General features: G+C 63.6%; 15 protein-coding genes and 1 tRNA gene. 3 read left to right on the top strand and 13 right to left on the bottom strand.

The window, feature by feature from the left end; genetic code table 11:
* Positions 1–2 precede the first annotated feature (2 nt).
* The 10 genes from rpoB to RMP10_RS17940 form a co-directional block, all read right to left on the bottom strand.
* Positions 3–4,562, bottom strand: coding sequence for a DNA-directed RNA polymerase subunit beta (gene rpoB, locus RMP10_RS17985; protein WP_310571595.1), 4,560 nt, complete (start codon positions 4,560–4,562; stop codon positions 3–5).
* A gap of 168 nt (positions 4,563–4,730) precedes the next feature.
* Positions 4,731–5,114 (bottom strand): 50S ribosomal protein L7/L12, encoded by a 384-nt coding sequence (rplL, locus tag RMP10_RS17980; RefSeq protein ID WP_206044686.1) that lies wholly within the window; start codon positions 5,112–5,114, stop codon positions 4,731–4,733.
* Between the two features lie 66 nt (positions 5,115–5,180).
* Positions 5,181–5,684, bottom strand: coding sequence for a 50S ribosomal protein L10 (gene rplJ / locus RMP10_RS17975; protein WP_310571523.1), 504 nt, complete (start codon positions 5,682–5,684; stop codon positions 5,181–5,183).
* A gap of 15 nt (positions 5,685–5,699) precedes the next feature.
* Positions 5,700–6,389 carry a 50S ribosomal protein L1 gene (gene rplA, locus RMP10_RS17970; protein WP_309671423.1) on the bottom strand — a complete coding sequence of 230 codons (690 nt, stop codon included), beginning with the start codon at positions 6,387–6,389 and terminating at the stop codon, positions 5,700–5,702.
* Between the two features lie 5 nt (positions 6,390–6,394).
* A complete protein-coding gene (gene rplK, locus RMP10_RS17965; protein ID WP_171225357.1) occupies positions 6,395–6,817 on the bottom strand; it encodes a 50S ribosomal protein L11 in 423 nt (140 codons plus the stop codon).
* A gap of 100 nt (positions 6,818–6,917) precedes the next feature.
* Positions 6,918–7,475: a transcription termination/antitermination protein NusG gene (nusG, locus tag RMP10_RS17960; protein ID WP_310571522.1), complete on the bottom strand. Its 558-nt coding sequence runs from the start codon at positions 7,473–7,475 to the stop codon at positions 6,918–6,920.
* Positions 7,476–7,483: 8 nt separating this feature from the next.
* Entirely contained in the window at positions 7,484–7,717 is a 234-nt protein-coding gene (gene secE / locus RMP10_RS17955) for a preprotein translocase subunit SecE (RefSeq protein ID WP_171225359.1), read from the bottom strand.
* A gap of 2 nt (positions 7,718–7,719) precedes the next feature.
* A complete protein-coding gene (rpmG, locus tag RMP10_RS17950) occupies positions 7,720–7,872 on the bottom strand; it encodes a 50S ribosomal protein L33 (RefSeq protein ID WP_309671425.1) in 153 nt (50 codons plus the stop codon).
* Between the two features lie 226 nt (positions 7,873–8,098).
* On the bottom strand, positions 8,099–9,397 hold the full coding sequence (locus RMP10_RS17945) for an amidohydrolase family protein (protein ID WP_310571521.1): 1,299 nt from the start codon (positions 9,395–9,397) through the stop codon (positions 8,099–8,101).
* On the bottom strand, positions 9,397–9,768 hold the full coding sequence (locus RMP10_RS17940; protein WP_310571520.1) for a metal-sensitive transcriptional regulator: 372 nt from the start codon (positions 9,766–9,768) through the stop codon (positions 9,397–9,399). Before RMP10_RS17940 ends, RMP10_RS17945 begins: the two co-directional genes overlap by 1 nt.
* 236 nt (positions 9,769–10,004) lie before the next feature.
* Between RMP10_RS17940 and RMP10_RS23455 the strand changes: the two genes are divergently transcribed.
* From RMP10_RS23455 to RMP10_RS17930, 3 genes are all read left to right on the top strand, one after another.
* Positions 10,005–10,580 carry a serine hydrolase domain-containing protein gene (locus RMP10_RS23455; protein WP_345785824.1) on the top strand — a complete coding sequence of 192 codons (576 nt, stop codon included), beginning with the start codon at positions 10,005–10,007 and terminating at the stop codon, positions 10,578–10,580.
* A 17-nt stretch (positions 10,581–10,597) separates the two neighbouring features.
* Entirely contained in the window at positions 10,598–11,167 is a 570-nt protein-coding gene (locus RMP10_RS23450; RefSeq protein WP_345785826.1) for a serine hydrolase, read from the top strand.
* A gap of 614 nt (positions 11,168–11,781) precedes the next feature.
* Positions 11,782–13,281 (top strand): ATP-binding protein, encoded by a 1,500-nt coding sequence (locus RMP10_RS17930; RefSeq protein ID WP_310571519.1) that lies wholly within the window; start codon positions 11,782–11,784, stop codon positions 13,279–13,281.
* Between the two features lie 158 nt (positions 13,282–13,439).
* Here RMP10_RS17930 and RMP10_RS17925 read toward each other — a convergent pair.
* The 3 genes from RMP10_RS17925 to RMP10_RS17915 all read right to left on the bottom strand — a co-directional run bounded on the left by RMP10_RS17925 (position 13,440) and on the right by RMP10_RS17915 (position 15,530).
* Positions 13,440–13,512 (bottom strand) — tRNA-Thr (locus tag RMP10_RS17925).
* Positions 13,513–13,681: 169 nt separating this feature from the next.
* Positions 13,682–15,169: a hypothetical protein gene (locus RMP10_RS17920; protein WP_310571518.1), complete on the bottom strand. Its 1,488-nt coding sequence runs from the start codon at positions 15,167–15,169 to the stop codon at positions 13,682–13,684.
* A 19-nt stretch (positions 15,170–15,188) separates the two neighbouring features.
* Complete coding sequence (locus tag RMP10_RS17915; RefSeq protein ID WP_310571517.1) at positions 15,189–15,530, bottom strand: hypothetical protein; 342 nt, start codon at positions 15,528–15,530, stop codon at positions 15,189–15,191.
* Positions 15,531–16,381 lie beyond the last annotated feature (851 nt).

Below are 16,381 nucleotides of genomic sequence, written 5' to 3'. Positions count from 1 at the left end.
GGTTATTCCTCCCCGCCGTTACCGTTGCCGCCGGCGTCGATCAACTCATGACCGGAGCCATCGCTGGCGCCGAGCGTGACCTTGATACCCAACGCCTGCAGTTCCTTCACCAGCACGTTGAACGATTCCGGGATACCCGGCTCCGGCAGGTTCTGACCCTTCACAATCGCCTCGTAGACACGGCTCCGGCCGTTCACGTCGTCGGACTTGACCGTGAGGATTTCCTGCAGCGTGTGCGCCGCGCCATAGGCCTCGAGCGCCCACACTTCCATTTCTCCGAAGCGCTGTCCACCGAACTGCGCCTTACCCGCCAGCGGCTGCTGCGTGACGAGCGAGTACGGTCCGATCGAGCGCGCGTGGATCTTGTCGTCGACCAGGTGGCTGAGCTTCAGCACGTAGATCTCGCCGACCGTGACCGGCGCGTTGAACGTTTCGCCGGTACGACCGTCTCGCAGACGCACCTTACCCGTGGGCGTGAGGCCCGCCAGGCGGATGAGCTCCGAGCCCGCCGCATCGACATCGACATCCTTGCCGGCAAGCACGGCCGCAAGCGCTGGCTGGCCGATGCGCAGGAGCGTCTCCACCGGGCTCATGGCCGCTTCGGCCTCGAGCGACGCGATACCCGCCTTGAGATCGGCATCCGCCTCTCCCTCGGCCGTCTGGTGGATCGCCAGCGACGCACGCACGCCGTCGAGCTCGCGCTCGGCGACGGTGCGGGCACCCTGCGTCACGAACTCCTTCACGCGGCTGAACAGCGCCTTCGTTTCGGCCGACATGACCTTCATCGACAAGTCGTTCAGGTTGGCATCGCCCAGCAACTCGACCTTATCCGGCAGACGACGATCCGGCTTGATGTCGGACAGCAAGTGACGCACATCCTGCGGCGTGGCGTCGAACGACGACGCGCCGAGTTCGAGCGTTTCACGCGCCCAGCGGAGACCAGCGAGCTTCATCAGCAAGCCGATTTCGCGCTCGTTCGCGCCTTCGAATACCGGCGTCTTGGCGTAGAAGTTGAGCAGCTTCGCGGCCCACCCAAGGTGGGTTTCGAGAATCTGTCCGACGTTCATGCGCGACGGCACGCCGAGCGGGTTGAGCACGATGTCCACCGGACGGCCGTTCGGCATAAACGGCATGTCTTCTTCGGGGACGATGCGGGCCACGATACCCTTGTTCCCGTGACGTCCGGCCATCTTGTCGCCGACCGAGATCTTACGCTTCTCGGCCAGATACACCTTGACCAGCTGGATCACGCCAGGCGGGAGCTCATCGGGCTGCAGAATGCGGTCGATGCGCTCTTCGGCGCGCTCTTCGATACGGGCCTTCTCTTCGTTCGCGGCATCGATGATTTCGCGCACGCGATCGTTGGCCTTCTTGCTCTCGACGCGGAACGTCTTGAGGTCGAGCGTCGCGAAACGCAAGCCGCTCAGGGTGTCCTTCGTGAGGGTGGTGCCGGCGGCGATCGCCTCTTCCACCGTGCCGGCCTTGAGGGCCAGCGAGATGGTCTCGCCGTCCAGCAGCGCGGCCAGTTCCATGTCGCGCACTTCGTTGACGCGGATCTTCTCCTCGCCCTCGAGACGACGCACTTCACCGATGCGCTCACCACGATCCTTTTCCACGACCTGGTCTTCGACGCGCGAGAAGATCTTCACGTCGATGACCACGCCTTCCATACCGGGCGGCACCTTGAGCGAGCTGTCCTTCACGTCCTTGGCCTTTTCGCCGAAGATCGCGGTGAGGAGCTTCTCTTCGGGCGAGAGCTCGGTTTCACCCTTCGGAGTAATCTTGCCGACGAGGATGTCACCTGGCTTCACCTGAGCACCGATACGCACGATGCCACGCTCGTCGAGGTCGACCAGCGACTCTTCGGCGACGTTCGGAATTTCGCGCGTGATTTCTTCCTGACCACGCTTCGTGTCGCGGACGTGCAGTTCGAGTTCCTGGATGTGAATCGACGAGAACACGTCGAACTTCACCAGGCGCTCGGAGAGCACGATGGCGTCTTCGAAGTTGTGGCCGTACCAGGGCATGAACGCCACCGTGACGTTCGCGCCAAGCGCGAGCTGCCCCATTTCCGTGGCGGCACCGTCGGCCAGCACCTCACCCTTTGCCACCGTCTTCCCCATACGCACGAGCGGGCGCTGGTTGATGGCGGTGTCCTGGTTGGTGCGCCAGTACTTCTTGAGCTTGTAGCGGTCGAGATGGCCGAGACGCGCGAGCGGACGATCGGAATCGACCGCGCCCTCGATCAGGCCGGCATCGACGATGATTTCGTCGGCCGTCACGCTGGTCACGATACCCGGACGACGCGCGATGATGACGGCACCCGAGTCGACGGCCACCGTCGCTTCGAGGCCAGTGCCAACGAACGGCGTGCGCGGGTTCAGGAGCGGTACCGCCTGACGCTGCATGTTCGAGCCCATCAGCGCGCGGTTGGCGTCGTCGTGCTCGAGGAACGGAATGAGCGCGGCGGCGATCGACACGAGCTGTTCCGGCGCCACGTCCATGTAATCGATGTCGGCCGGCGGCGTGAGCGGGAGGTCACCACGCTTACGCGACAGCACGAGATCATCGACGAACGTCCCGTCGGGATTGAGCTTCGAATTGGCCTGCGCGATGATCGCGTCTTCTTCGCGGTTCGCGTCGAGCCACACGATTTCGCCGGTCACCCGGCTGTCCTTCACGATGCGGTACGGGGTCTCGATGAAGCCGAGATCGTTCACGCGGGCGTAGCAGGCCAGCGACGTGATCAGGCCGATGTTCGGGCCTTCCGGCGTTTCGATGGGGCACATGCGGCCGTACTGCGAGTAGTGCACGTCTCGCACTTCGAAGCCGGCACGCTCGCGCGTGAGGCCGCCAGGTCCGAGCGCCGACAAGCGACGCTTGTGCGTCAGTTCGGCGAGCGGATTGGTCTGGTCCATGAACTGCGAGAGCTGCGACGAGCCGAAGAACGCCTGAATGACGGCGGACACGGTACGCGCATTCACGAGATCGTCGAGCGAGATCTTCTCGGGATCGGTGTTGATCGACATGCGCTCCTTGACCAGTCGCGCCATGCGCGAAAGACCGACGGAGAACTGATTGGCGATCAACTCACCCACCGAGCGGATACGACGGTTGCCCAGCTGATCGATATCGTCCACATCGCCGCGGCCTTCGTGGAGTTCCACGAGCTGGCGCATGATCTCCACGAAGTCTTCCTTCGTGAGGACGGTGGTCGACATCGACGTGTTGAGACGCAGACGTTGGTTGATCTTGTAGCGACCGACACGACCGAGGTCGTAGCGCTTGGGCGAGAAGAACAGACGCTCGAGCGCCTGCTTGGCCGTCTCGCGGTTGGGCGCGTCGCCCGGTCGGAGGAGCGCATAGATCTGCTTGAGCGCTTCCTCCTCGTGCTTCGTCGGATCCTTCGCCAGGGTGTTCTTGATCAACGTCGACTCGGCACGGCCGGAGGCAACGAAGACCTGCACCTTGGTAAGGTCGGCCTTGCGAATACGCTTGATGACGGCATCGACGAGAACCGCGCCCTTTTCGGCCACGACCTCACCGGTGTCGGCATCGACGACGTCGCGCGCCAGCGTGCGGCGCACTTCGCGCTCGCCGCGGTCGATCGCGTCCTGTTCGTCGCGCAGGTCGATCTGCGTGTACGACGCGAAGACCTTGACCTTGTCGAGACCCTGCCGCACGAGGCGGTTGAGTACTTCTTCGGTCAGTTCGTCTCCCTCACGCACCAGCAGCTCCGCCTCAGCGCGCTCGCGCTCGGCCTTGGCCTTCTTGGTCTTGGCCTTGGGCGCATCATCGGGCGTGACTTCACCTTCGAGGGTGATGTCCTCGGCGATAATGGCACCGAGCAGCTCACGGAGTTCGATACGCGTCTCACGCTTCATCGTGAGATCGAGTTCGCGCTCGGCGAAGAACAGGCGCAGGATGTCCCGGTTCTCGCCGTAGCCGAACGCGCGCAGGAGCGCCGTGGCCGGGAACTTCTTCTTCTTGTCGATGTGGACGTAGATCACATCGTGGATGTCCACGGTGAACTCGACCCACGATCCCCGGAAGGGGATAATGCGCGACGAGAGCAGCCGCTGCCCGTTGGGGTGCGTGCTCTCTTCGAACACGACACCGGGAGAGCGGTGCAACTGTGAGACAATGACGCGTTCGGCGCCATTGATCACGAAGGTGCCCAGCTCGGTCAGGAGCGGAAGCTCGCCGAGATAGACTTCCTTCTCGATGATATTGCGGGGGCGTTTGCCGTCCCCGGTATCCTCGAAGATGACCAGCTGCAACGTGGCCTTGAGGGGCGCCGAGTAGGTCATGTCGCGCTCGATACACTCGGCGACAGAGTACTTGGGCTCACCAAGGCTGTACCGAACGAACTCCAACGAGAAATTCTCGTGGACGTCCGAGATCGGGAACAGGTCCTTGAAAACACGCTCGAGGCCAACATCCTCGCGCTCTTGCGAGGCAGCATCCAGTTGGAGCAGCGACTCAAAGGCGCGCGTCTGGATGTCGAGCAGATGGGGCATATCCATGCCCGTCTCGAGCTTCGCGAACGAGATCTGGTTCATCATATCCTTAGGGGCTCACCCACGTGCGGGGTGCACCGAATCCGGCGATACCGGGGGCGCAAAGCGCTCCGTCCCCGACGGAGCCGGTCACTTTTCGGTGACCAGCTCCCCCGGGGAGGAGCGTTACAACGACGGAACTGCAGTTAAAACGAAGAACGGTCGGAAGCCTTACTTGACTTCGACGGTCGCGCCCTCGGCCTCGAGCTTGGCCTTGATCGCGGCGGCTTCATCCTTCGTGACGTTCTCCTTCACGGCCTTCGGCGCGCCGTCCACCAGGTCCTTGGCTTCCTTCAGGCCCAGGCCGGTCAGCTCGCGCACGACCTTGATGACCTGGATCTTCTTGCCGCCGGCTTCCTTGAGGATGACCGCGAACTCCGTCTGCTCTTCCACTGCGGCCGCCGGGGCCGCCGCACCGCCGCCGCCCGCCGCAACTGCGGCGATCGTGACGTTGAACTTCGTCTTGAACGCTTCGATGAGCTCGGACAGATCGATGACGCTCATCGCGCCGATCGCGTCGAGGATCTCGTCCTTGCTCAGGGTCGTGTTAGCCATGGTCGTACTCTCCGTAAATGCCCCCCAGGGAGCCTGGGGCGTGTGATCAGGCGAACGCCTGGGGACTTAGTTGGAGCCTTCGAGCTGCGACTTGCGGGCGTCGAGGGCGAGGGCAAACATCATCGGGATGCTGTTGAGGTAGCCAGCGAAGATCGACAGAGCTTCGTCGCGCGTCGGGAGCGAGGCCAACTTCTTGACCATTGCTTCGTCTACGGCGTTGCCCTCATAGATCCCGCCCTTCACGGACGGCCGCTGATCGTTCTCCTTCGCAAAATCGGAGAGGACCTTGGCCGCAGTGATGCCATCCTTGGCCACCACCACCCCCGTCGGGCCCTTCAGACGCTGGGACACCAGCCCGCTCTCGTTGACCGCCCGGAGCGCCAGCGTGTTCTTGATCACGACGTACTCGACACCCGCCTTCTTCAGGCGGCGACGGAGATCCGTCATGCGCTTCACGTTCAAACCGGTGAAGTCGGTGTAAAACAGCGCCTGCGCCGATCCGAGCTTCGCGCTCAGACTGTCAACAAGGAGCTGCTTGTCGCTCTTCTTGGCCTTGGCCTTGGCTTTCATGGTTGCGTCTCCCTCTTACCGGTACGGCGTGGTGTCGATGGTGACGCCAGGTCCCATGGAGCTCGAGATCGCGACGTTCCGAATGTACACGCCCTTCGCCGCGGACGGCTTCGAGCGAACGATGGTATCCATCAGCGCGGCGAGGTTGGTCGCCAGCTGCTCCGGTCCGAACGAGACCTTGCCGATCGGGGCGTGCACATTGCCCCCCTTGTCGACGCGGAACTCGATCTTACCGCCCTTCGATTCCTTGACGGCCTTCGCCACGTCGAACGTGACGGTGCCCGCCTTCGGATTCGGCATCAGGCCGCGAGGACCCAGGACGCGGCCGAGCTGGCCGAGCTGTCCCATCTGGTCCGGCGTGGCGATCAGCACGTCGAAGTCCAACCAGCCTTCCTTGATCTTGGCGAGGTATTCGGTGCCGACGTAATCGGCGCCCGCGTCCTGCGCTTCCTGCACCTTGGCACCCGCCGCGATGACGAGGACACGCATCGTCTTACCCGTGCCTTCGGGCAGCACGACGGTGCCACGCACCACCTGATCGGCATGGCGGGGATCGACGCCAAGACGGATCGCAACTTCGACCGTCTCGTCGAACTTCGCGAAGCTCATCTGCTTCACGATCTCGATCGCCTTGCTGGCCTCATAGGGCTTTCCGAGTTCGCGGCGCTCGCTCGCGCTGCGGTACTTCTTCCCGTTCTGTGCCATGAGACTCAATCCTTGACCACAATGCCCATGGAGCGCGCGGCACCCGCCATCATGGCGATTGCGCTCTCCATCGAATCGCAGTTCAGATCCGGCATCTTCACGGTGGCGAGCTTTTCGAGCTGTGCCTTCGTGATCGTACCGACCTTCACCTTATTCGGCTGACCCGAGCCCTTTGCAACGCCGAGCTCCTTCTTGATGAGTTCCGCCGCCGGCGGAGTCTTCAAAATGAAGGTGAACGACTTGTCGCCGTAGATCGTGACCTCGACCGGGATGATCATATCACCGCCCTGCGTCCGAGCATTAAACTCTTTGCAGAAGCCCATGATGTTGATACCCTGCGGACCGAGGGCCGTACCTACTGGGGGCGCCGGGTTCGCCTTGCCTGCAGGAATCTGCAGCTTGACGAATCCAGTGACCTTCTTGGCCATGCGTCTTCCTCATCGCAAGTTCCGCGGCCGGACCATCCGGCGCTGCGGTCGTGCTACCACGGTGTTTTTCGTCGAGTGGTGGCGACGTCCTGCGAAGAACTCAGTACCCGCGTAACTGCAGGTAATCGAGCTCCACACTGGTGGGTCGGCCAAACAGGCTGACGGACACCCGGACCTTGCCCTTGTCGGACAGGATCTCTTCGACCGTGCCGTTGAAGTCGGCGAACGGACCTTCCGTAATCGCCACCGCCTGACCGATCAGGAATGGAATCTCCTCACGCGTCGGCGCTTCCTCGGTCGGATCCGACTGCCCCAACAAACGACGGACTTCGTCGTCACGCAGCGGCGTTGGCTCCTTTTCCTTCCCGACAAACTTGATCACGCCCTGAATGGCGTTGACCTCGTGCAAGGTGTCCTGGCTGGCGACCATCTCCACGAGCACGTAGCCCGGGAAGATCTTTCGCTCGACCGTGACCTTCTTGCCGTTCTTGATCTCCACGACTTCCTGCGTGGGCACGAGCGCCTGACGAATCAGGCGATCTTCGGGCGCCGCCGAATCCATGTCGATCTTTCGCTGGATCAGGCGCTGCACCTTGTTCTCGTGGCCAGACGTGGTCTGGACCGTATACCACCGGTGCTCGAGCATCGACAAGGACATATGCGGGGTCAGCGGCCGAGCAACATCGCGGGCAGGCGCACGAGCAGCGCCTGCAACGCAACATCGACCAGGGCGATCACCGCACCAAGGAGCAGCACGAAAATGATGATCTGGATCGTCGCCTGCTGCAGCTGCGGGCGATCGGGCCAGGTCACCTTCTTCATCTCGGCGATCACGTCATGATAGAACGTGACCAACCGCGTGCCGAGTCCCGGACGGGAAACCTCGACGGGAGCCGTCATGTCTACTTCGTTTCCTTATGCGTTTTGTGCGCATTGCAGCGCGGGCAATACTTCTGCCACTCCACCCGCTCGGGGTGAAGACGCTTGTTCTTGGTGGTGAAGTAGTTGCGGTTTTTGCACTCGGTGCAACCGAGAATGATCTTTTCGCGCGCCATGTTCCGGCTCCGTGCTACAGCACACAGACGTCTTCTGCACCGGGTGCGCCGCCTGCATTCGCTGGGCGCGCTTAGCCGTCTTCCGGCTCCCCGATGGATCTCTCCCCGAATGGGGTGAGCCTTGCAACGTAGTGTGACGCGGACGCGCTCGCAAGTCGCGTGCTGAGAGCAGGTTGCAATGCACCCGTGATTTGCAACCCGAATAAACCACGAAGCGCGGGCGCCCTCAGCGCTTATCCACGACCACGCGGCCGTCCTTCATGACCCAGCGTACGCCGTCCAGGATCACATTGATGCTGCGCAGCGGATCGCCCTCGACGGCCACGATATCGGCATAGAAACCCGGCGCGATGCGCCCGAGTTTGGTGGGCTTCCCCAGCAGCAGCGCGCCGTTGGTCGTCGCCGTGGCCAACGCTTGCGCCGGTGACATGCCCGCCTTCACGAACCAGCCCAACTCGCGGGTATTCTCGCCGAACATCCACCAGACCGCGTCCGACCCCATCGCGAAGCGAACACCGGCGGCGTGCGCCCGCCGGGCCGTTTCGAGGTTGTACAACCGGAAGGAATCGAGGCCGGCCACCTGCTCCCGCGTGTAGCCCAGCAGCGACGCGTTCTCCGCGTAGAACCGATTGTGATCGATCGTCGGCACGTACATGGTGCCGCGTTTCGCCCACTCGGCGAGCGTCGCATCGTCAAATCCCGCCGGATGCTCGACCGATTCCGCGCCAGCGCGGAGCGCCGCACGTCCGCCGGAATCGCCGTAGGAATGAATGGCAATGGGACGCTTGAACCGGTGCGCCGTTTCGGCGGCGACCCGCATTTCGACGTCGGTAAACGTCTGCACTCCGGTGGTGTTCGCGTAGGTGCCCGTGGAGCCGTACATCTTGATCCAGTCGGCGCCGGCGTCGACCTGCGCCTGGATCGCGTCCTTGATCTCCATGGTATCGCGTACGCGACCGCGCGCCGCGAGCGACGGCTGACCGGCCACCGGTGGCGTGGTCACCTTGGAGAGACCGTACCCGGCCACGAACAGGCGCGGCCCGATCATCGCGCCGCTGTTCACGGCGTCGCGAATGCCGATGTCGGCGTAATTGCTGGCACCGAGATCGCGCACGGTGGTCACACCCGTTTCCAGCGTGCGGCGCAAGTTGGTGGCGGCGGCCGCGATGACCGAATCGCGTGAGCGCGGTCCGTTAGCGAGCGGGGTGGCCTTGTCGCGCACGAAGGTGACGTGCGTGTGCACATCGATGAGACCCGGAATGGCCGTGTAGCGCCGAAGATCGATGACGGTCGCGCCTTTCGGAATCATCGCCGTACCAGTGCCGACCCGGAGCACGGTGTCGGCCTGCACGAGAATCGTGACGTTCTTGGTGGTGCGCCCCGTCGGTTCGGCCATGGCCCCGAAGCGCAGCGCGGTAATCGGTGCCGTAGCTGGCGGTGCCTGCCCCGCGGCCGGGGTCGCCAATAGCATCGGCGCGACGGTCAGGATCGTGCGCCCCAACGGGTGGAGAAGGCGCGTGTTCATCAGCGGCTGTGCTTGTACATCATGTCGACCAGCTCGTCGTACATCGCGTCGCGTTCGTCGCCGCCAGCGGCGATGGCCGTGGCGGCGCAATGCTTGAGGTGATTGCGCATGAGCTCCCGTCCGACCGCGCGCAACGCTTCGTGTGCTGACGAGATCTGGGTGAGGATGTCGGCGCAGTACCGCTCGTCCTCGACCATTTTTTGAAGCCCGCGGATCTGTCCTTCGATGCGACGGAGCCGCTTGAGATTGCGGGTTTTGGTGTCGGGATCGACGGCCACGGCCTTCCGTCCGGATTCGTCCGGGGTACCGCAGCCGCAGGCGACGGCTTGGAGCGCCGCGTCATCGAAAGTCGGCATGGGCGTCAGGGGCATTTGTATCACTCCCGGAGTGCAGGTGGACCAACGCCTCGGTAGCGTTTGGGAAAGTTTGTATACCCCTGTCCCCTATGTCAATCGGTGCATCGGTCAACGCGATGCGTTCCCCATCGGTGTTGCTGGGCTGCGTAGGTGCGTCCCCGGAGCGGCACAACTGTTTGCCGGTGGCTGCTGTCGCAGATATACATGCGCGCAGTAGCCACGTACCGAGACTTTTTGCCGGAGTACAAAAAATGATTCGTGGCTGCGGTGATCGCATTTCCCTGACGCCGGTGTTCGCGGCGATCCTGTTGGGTACGACGGCCTGCCATAGACCCTCCTGCGATACCGCACAACTCAATGAACGTACCAAGGCGTTGGTTCAACGCATGCATGCACGGAATCCGGTGCCGGGAATCAGCGTGGCGATTGTCGCGCCGGGAATGTTTCCCGGTGCAGTCACCGCGGTTCACGGGGTGCGATCACTTGCCAGTGGAGACTCGCTGACATCGTCTGATCGGTTCTTGGCCGGCAGCGTTGGTAAAATGTTCTTTGCCGGTTTAGCGCTGCGGGACGCTGGCAATGGACGATTGTCGCTGGATGCCCCTGTCGCAACGTTTCTCCCGGCTTCAGGGATCGCAGCATTCGCGTGGATTACCCCGCGCATGCTGCTCAAACACACCGGTGGCATTGGCGAGTACGATCGGCCGTTTATGGACGCCCTCATTCGCGAACCAGCGCGGGAACGACAGACGAATGATTGGCTCGATGTGATCCGGCGGCATGCACCTGTTGCCCCGATACGGGCACGTTCAGGTATAGCGATCTGAATTATGTCGTGTTGGCGATGGTGCTGGACGCGATTGAACCGTTGGGAGCGTACGCGGCCATTCAGCAGGAGATACTCACGCCGTTGCAATTGTATGCGACCGCGCAATCGGTATCCACGAAGATTGAGCGTCTTGTGGTGGGATATGACGGTGAACGCAGCATGTTCGGACAGGACGCGATGATGAGCAACGGCGCACTGATTTACAATCCGCAATTTGAATGGGGCGGCGGTGGGTTTGCGTCCACGCCAACGGATTTGGCGAATTTTATGACCGCGTTCAGGCGTGGTCGGATTTTCCCGGATTCGTTGTGGATCATAGCGATCGCCAAACCCAACGGCGTTGCCGCAGAGGTACACCAGTGGCGCGGTATGGGCGTGCATGTAGACTCGACATCGCTGGGATCCGCGTACGGTCATAGCGGTTTCATGCCGGGGTATGTGAGTTGGGTCCGGTGGTACGAGAAGCTAGGTGTGAGCGTCGCCATGCAGGTGAATGCGTCTGATGAGGCGCGTTTGATCGACGACGGTTTTGACTGGGTTGATTCAGTGGCCGCCATCACTTCCTTGCACTGTCGCGCTCGCTGACGCTTGCGTGAGCTCGCGCAGAAGCACAAACGCGATGCGCCTCACCACCGAATGGACGCTCGAACCACTCGAACCACAGGAGTGGCCGGCCCAATAGCCCCGCGCCACCGACTGCTTCGCCTTGTGCGCATGGAGTGCCGCTGACCAGCGCGGGCGGCGGGAGCGTGCGGTTACGAGCGTCGCTGGCAATCGATTGGAAATCCGCAATGTCGCTTCGGGGCGAATTTTGGTGACGCCGAGCCACATGCGCTCGCCCGCGGCGGCACCGGGCCGTGCTCTCCGAGACGAATAGTCCTATTAACCAGGTGCTCGTCGTGAGCCTCACCATCCGCCAAGTCGAGGCGGAACAAGCCTGGCTCGGCGAGGTCGCCGATGGGCGTCACGCGCCCCCGCACGTGCGCCGACGCCGACGCCGACGCGCCGCCGCTCACGAGGCCAGCGACCGCGGTGTATGCTCAACCACCCCGGTCGAGTTTCCTATCCCGAGTACACTTGCAGACACCACGGCAGTAACGGGATCTTGCGGCAGCCGCCTCGCCAGGCACGCCGCGTGCCGAGTGCTTCGACATCATGTCCCTCCCAATTTCCCTGCATCCCTCGTCCCAACCTTTGCCATGAGCTCGCCGCCTTCCGCTTCCAGGACTGCCGCGCTCACGTGGGCGCTCGACTCGAGTCCGAACCAGGTGTACGCCGCGGGCGCCGACGGCCGCATCATCTACGTCAATGCCGCAGGCCGCGCGCGCTGGGGCGAAGCGGCCACGGTGGGCGCGTCGGCCGCCGGGCTCTTCGCTGGTGAGACGCGCGGGCACCTCGTCGCCCTTTCGGCGCAGGTCCTCGCCAGTGGAGTGGCCGCCACCTTTGACGCCGGTGAGCTTGGTGCAAGCGGCGTGCGGGCGTGGGCGACCTACACGGCTTCGCCGCTGCGCGAGGGCGACGCCATCACGGGCTATCTCTGCATCGGCGCTGACATCACGGCGCTCAAGCGCGCCGAGCTCCGCCTCCGGCGCAGCGAACAGCTGATGGTCGATACCCAGGGCGTGGCGCACCTGGGCACGTGGGAATGGGACATCCGCGAGCCGACCGCCGAGTGGTCGGACGAGCTCTACCAGATCTACGGGATGACGCGCGCGCACTACACGCCAAGCTATGACGCCTACCTCGCCATGGTGCACCCGGACGATCGGCAGCGGGTGATCGACGCGACCAACCGGGTCTTCCACGAGCACGTGCCGTACTCGCACGACGAGCGGATCTTCCGCCCCGATGGATCGCTGCGGTATCTGCACACGTGGGCGCATCCCGTGCTCGACGACGACGGCGCCCTTACGCGCCTTGTCGGCGTCTGTCAGGACATCACGGACCGGAAGCTCGCCGAGGAGGAAGTGCGGCAGCTCAACGCCGCGCTCGAACTCCGCGTGGCCGAGCGTACCCGTACCATTGAAGCTTCGTTGCATGACGTCGAGGCCTTCAACGCCACCGTGAGCCACGACCTGCGCGCGCCCCTCTCGGTGATCTCGCTGAACTGCGCGGTCATCTCGAAGTCCGTGGGCGACGATCTGCCGCAGCCAGTCGTGGACAGCCTGGCCCGCATCCAGCGCTCAGTGTCGTACATGACCCAGCTCGTCAGCGACTTGCTGGCGCTTGCGCAGGTGGGCAATGCGCCCCTCGAACGCGCCGAGATCGACCTGTCGCCGCTGTGCGAGGAGATCGTGGCGAATCTGCGTCTCGCGTCCCCAGATCGCCAGGTGACGGTCGAGGTCGCGCCCGGCCTGCGCTGTAATGTCGATGCCAGCCTGATGCGCGCCGCCATGGAAAACCTGATCGGCAACGCGTGGAAATACTCAGCGCGGGCTGCGCACGCACGCATCGAGATCGGCACGATGGCCGTCGATGGTCGAGACGTCTTCTTCGTGCGCGATAACGGCGCTGGCTTCGACATGACACAGGCGCATCGCCTCTTTGCGCCGTTCCAGCGGCTTCACGCGCCGAACGAGTTCGACGGTACAGGCGTGGGCCTCGCCGCCGTGCAACGCATCATCGAGCGCCACGGCGGCCGCATCTGGGCCGAAGGCGCGACGGGGCACGGCGCCACGTTCTTCTTCACGATGACGTAGTGGCGCGGCCGGCGCAGCCTGACCCCGCGCTGATCCGACGATTTAGCAGCAGATTCCGGTCCCTGTAGAGGGGAGCGGAAGCAAATCGCAGGGAGCCCCGAGTACGTCCAAAACCAATAACCCCGTAAACCAGAACGGTTTACGGGGTTACCGGAAAGAGCTCACAACCGGGATCGAACCGGTGACCTCATCCTTACCAAGGATGTGCTCTGCCGACTGAGCTATGTGAGCGACCTATATCCTGCAACGACTTACGACGTTTTGGGGCCATTCTGCCGGCGTCCAAAAGCGCGTTGGAAATGCCTTGGAAATGCCGCCGGCGTATCAACAGCGCACGAGGGAAGCCTAGACGTTCTTTCGAGCGCAGGCAACCCCCGAGACAAAGTCGACAGCGCAGACGTCATTCCGCCTCCGTGGTGGTGTCGTGCGCCGCGAGGGCAGCGCGGATCCGGCCCTGCCGCGGCTCCCAGACGCCGTAGAGTCGCATCACCATCGTGGTGTCCTTATGCCCCAGCTGGTTGGCGACGTCCTGCATCGTGGCGCCCCCCTGAAGGGCCATCACACAGAAGGTGTGTCGCCCCGAGTACGGCGTAAGACCCTCGAACTGCGCATGTCCTTCGCTTACGAGTGCGCCTGCGGCCGCTGAGACGGCCTTGGCGAGCGAAAACCGCGTCACACCGATTCCGTGTTCAGTCGCCGACGGCCACACCGCAGCGCGTCCCTCTTGCTTGGCCGCCGTCACCGCCCTGAAGAGTGCGTTGCCCGCGTGCGGTGACGCCTCGGCGCGCCGCACACGCAGGCGGTTCTTCGTCCCGTTCCCAATGCTCTCCTGCGACTTTCCATCGACATCGGCGACACGCAAGGTCAATGCGACCGTCGGCTCGAAACCGGTCCCGCACATGACGCGCCAGACATCGTCGAAGGGTTTCGACAACCGCGACGCCAGCAATTCGATGTCCGCGGTGCACTCGAGCTTGGTGATCTTGCTCTGTGAGGCGCGTGGGCGCTTGAGTGCACTCAGCGGATCCATGGTGAGCACTTCGCGCGCAATCAGCCAGCGGGTGAACACGCGCAGCGCATTGTATGCCGCCACGGCGCCGTCACCCTGACCCTTGAGGGCGTTAGCCGTAAGGGTCCTTATCGTCGGGTCTGCATCCGAGAGGAGCTCCGCCTGCTGCTCGGTCGGCTCGAGGGTATAGGAGTCGAGCAGATGCTGCCGGATGCGCTCCGTGCTGAACGCGGACACCGGAAACGGCGGCACGTCCGGACGGCACGGCGGCGTTCGCCGGTCGCGATATGCCAGTGAACGCGCCTGGCGCCACGCGAGTGTCTCGGGCGACAGGAGGCGCATGATGCGCGAGACCATTTGCGTCCGTGTCCGAGCAGTGATGCTGCCAAACCCATCTTGTCGATCCATCGACGACAGCTCCCATTCTTCCGCGAGCGGAATGAGGTCGCGTTCTGTCACGCGTGCGGACGCGTCCGACATCGCATCGTCGACAGCGCGGTCGGCTTCATGATCGGCGCGACAGCGATCCATCAGCGCATCGGCGCCAGCCAAACCTTCGTCGATGAGCGTGTCGTAGAGCGCCTGCAAGGTAAGAACGGCCCCGGGCCGTGCGACGTGCTGCAGGATCTCCCAACGCGGCGAGCGCGAGTTCCAAAGCTTCGACACCTCGTCGTGAACCGCGCGAGCTTCGGCGCCCCCCACGAGGGAGCCACCGGCACCGTCGTGTCGAACCTCGATCCACGTCTTCACGCGCCGCCGTGGTCCAGAGGTAGCAACCTTGAGCCAGATCTCCCAATGCCGACCACGCGCCTCGGTATACGTGGGCTGGTCCACACCACGAGGGGCGCGAGTCTCCTGCGGGTTTGTACTTTTTGTCATGCGGCTGTCCCGTGAACGGTTAGATGGGACGCGGATCCACGATCCGCGCGGAGAAGAACGTCAAGGCGATGCGCTCGACGTAGCGTCGACGAAACCGCTTGCCGGTTGCGCCTTTTCGTTGTTCGTGCTGCAGGTACGGACAGCACGAGCGTTCGATGGTCTTCGTCGACACGAGCAGGCGGGTGGCCAGTTCCGTTTTGGTGAGCATGACGTCGTCGCTGCGCAGCATCAGCGTCGACGCGTCCAAGCGGGGGTGGCGCCTCAGTCCGCGCGTCACGAGGACCGGCCCCATCGGACGCACCGCGTGCGCGCGCCATTGATGTGAGAGCCTGGATGACGGCAGCCGCCACAGCGGCCGCATCGCGTGGCGTGCGTTGAGCGAGTTTCCAACGCCGGATTGGCAGTGCGAGAGAGCGCGCTGTGTGGCCGCGTAGCCGCACCGCGTGGCGCGTCGACCACCTCTGGAAAGCGGGCCGTGGCGGTCGCTCGCGAGGCAGCGTTGGAGTCAATGTTTTGCTTCATTGGGGCAGCGTACGACCCCTCTATTGCACGCTTTACAAGTTACCGCGCTGCGACGTAGACTTTCTGGATGGCGCGACCCGAGATGAGCCCGGACAAGATGAGGAAGCGACGCAATGACGGCCTGACGCTGCTAGCCGACGGGTGGCCGTCGCGGGCGGTGGCGAGCGCTCTGGGGTGCAGCCACGTGGCGGTGCTCAAGTGGAAGCGGAATGCCGAACGCGGGGATACGGACATCCGCTGGGATCGACACGGCACCGGTGGCCGACGGTGGGCCGACGATGATTGTCGGCGCGACCGTGCCTCTCACGCTGCGCGAAAGGACCCTCTACATCTGATGCGCGTGGCGCTGAAGCGATGCCCCGGATGGCTCACGCGAGAGGCAGTGTCAATGGCGTGCCTTCGGATGTCCACGGGCACCTTGCCGCGACTCATCGATGGGGTCGTGGTCCGGCGATGGAACACCACGTCGATACCCGTGGCTTTTGGAATTCATCGGTTCATTCTGTTGCCTTCGGAGGATGACTTTTTCGCAACATGGCCAGCCCTTACTGCGATGCTCACCTACCAATTGAACAACCTGGCGTTTCGTCAAGGCCCTGACGACGCGTGGATAGCGCCCCCTGAGGACGTAGCGCTCCGCGCGCTGAAACGGCACCGTCGGTGGCCGCTACCGGAGCTTTGAGCGAGGAG

The organism is Gemmatimonas sp., assembly GCF_031426495.1.
GTDB lineage: Bacteria > Gemmatimonadota > Gemmatimonadetes > Gemmatimonadales > Gemmatimonadaceae > Gemmatimonas.
Note: the sequence above shows the minus strand (reverse complement) of the source record. Positions and strands in the feature narration are given on the sequence as shown.

Coding starts and splice junctions, on each gene's coding strand:
- rpoB (WP_310571595.1), bottom strand. CDS start 4,562: ATGAACCAGATCTCGTTCGCGAAGCTCGAGACGGGCATGGATATGCCC.
- rplL (WP_206044686.1), bottom strand. CDS start 5,114: ATGGCTAACACGACCCTGAGCAAGGACGAGATCCTCGACGCGATCGGC.
- rplJ (WP_310571523.1), bottom strand. CDS start 5,684: ATGAAAGCCAAGGCCAAGGCCAAGAAGAGCGACAAGCAGCTCCTTGTT.
- rplA (WP_309671423.1), bottom strand. CDS start 6,389: ATGGCACAGAACGGGAAGAAGTACCGCAGCGCGAGCGAGCGCCGCGAA.
- rplK (WP_171225357.1), bottom strand. CDS start 6,817: ATGGCCAAGAAGGTCACTGGATTCGTCAAGCTGCAGATTCCTGCAGGC.
- nusG (WP_310571522.1), bottom strand. CDS start 7,475: ATGTCCTTGTCGATGCTCGAGCACCGGTGGTATACGGTCCAGACCACG.
- secE (WP_171225359.1), bottom strand. CDS start 7,717: ATGACGGCTCCCGTCGAGGTTTCCCGTCCGGGACTCGGCACGCGGTTG.
- rpmG (WP_309671425.1), bottom strand. CDS start 7,872: ATGGCGCGCGAAAAGATCATTCTCGGTTGCACCGAGTGCAAAAACCGC.
- RMP10_RS17945 (WP_310571521.1), bottom strand. CDS start 9,397: ATGAACACGCGCCTTCTCCACCCGTTGGGGCGCACGATCCTGACCGTC.
- RMP10_RS17940 (WP_310571520.1), bottom strand. CDS start 9,768: ATGCCCCTGACGCCCATGCCGACTTTCGATGACGCGGCGCTCCAAGCC.
- RMP10_RS23455 (WP_345785824.1), top strand. CDS start 10,005: ATGATTCGTGGCTGCGGTGATCGCATTTCCCTGACGCCGGTGTTCGCG.
- RMP10_RS23450 (WP_345785826.1), top strand. CDS start 10,598: ATGGTGCTGGACGCGATTGAACCGTTGGGAGCGTACGCGGCCATTCAG.
- RMP10_RS17930 (WP_310571519.1), top strand. CDS start 11,782: ATGAGCTCGCCGCCTTCCGCTTCCAGGACTGCCGCGCTCACGTGGGCG.
- RMP10_RS17920 (WP_310571518.1), bottom strand. CDS start 15,169: ATGACAAAAAGTACAAACCCGCAGGAGACTCGCGCCCCTCGTGGTGTG.
- RMP10_RS17915 (WP_310571517.1), bottom strand. CDS start 15,530: ATGCGGCCGCTGTGGCGGCTGCCGTCATCCAGGCTCTCACATCAATGG.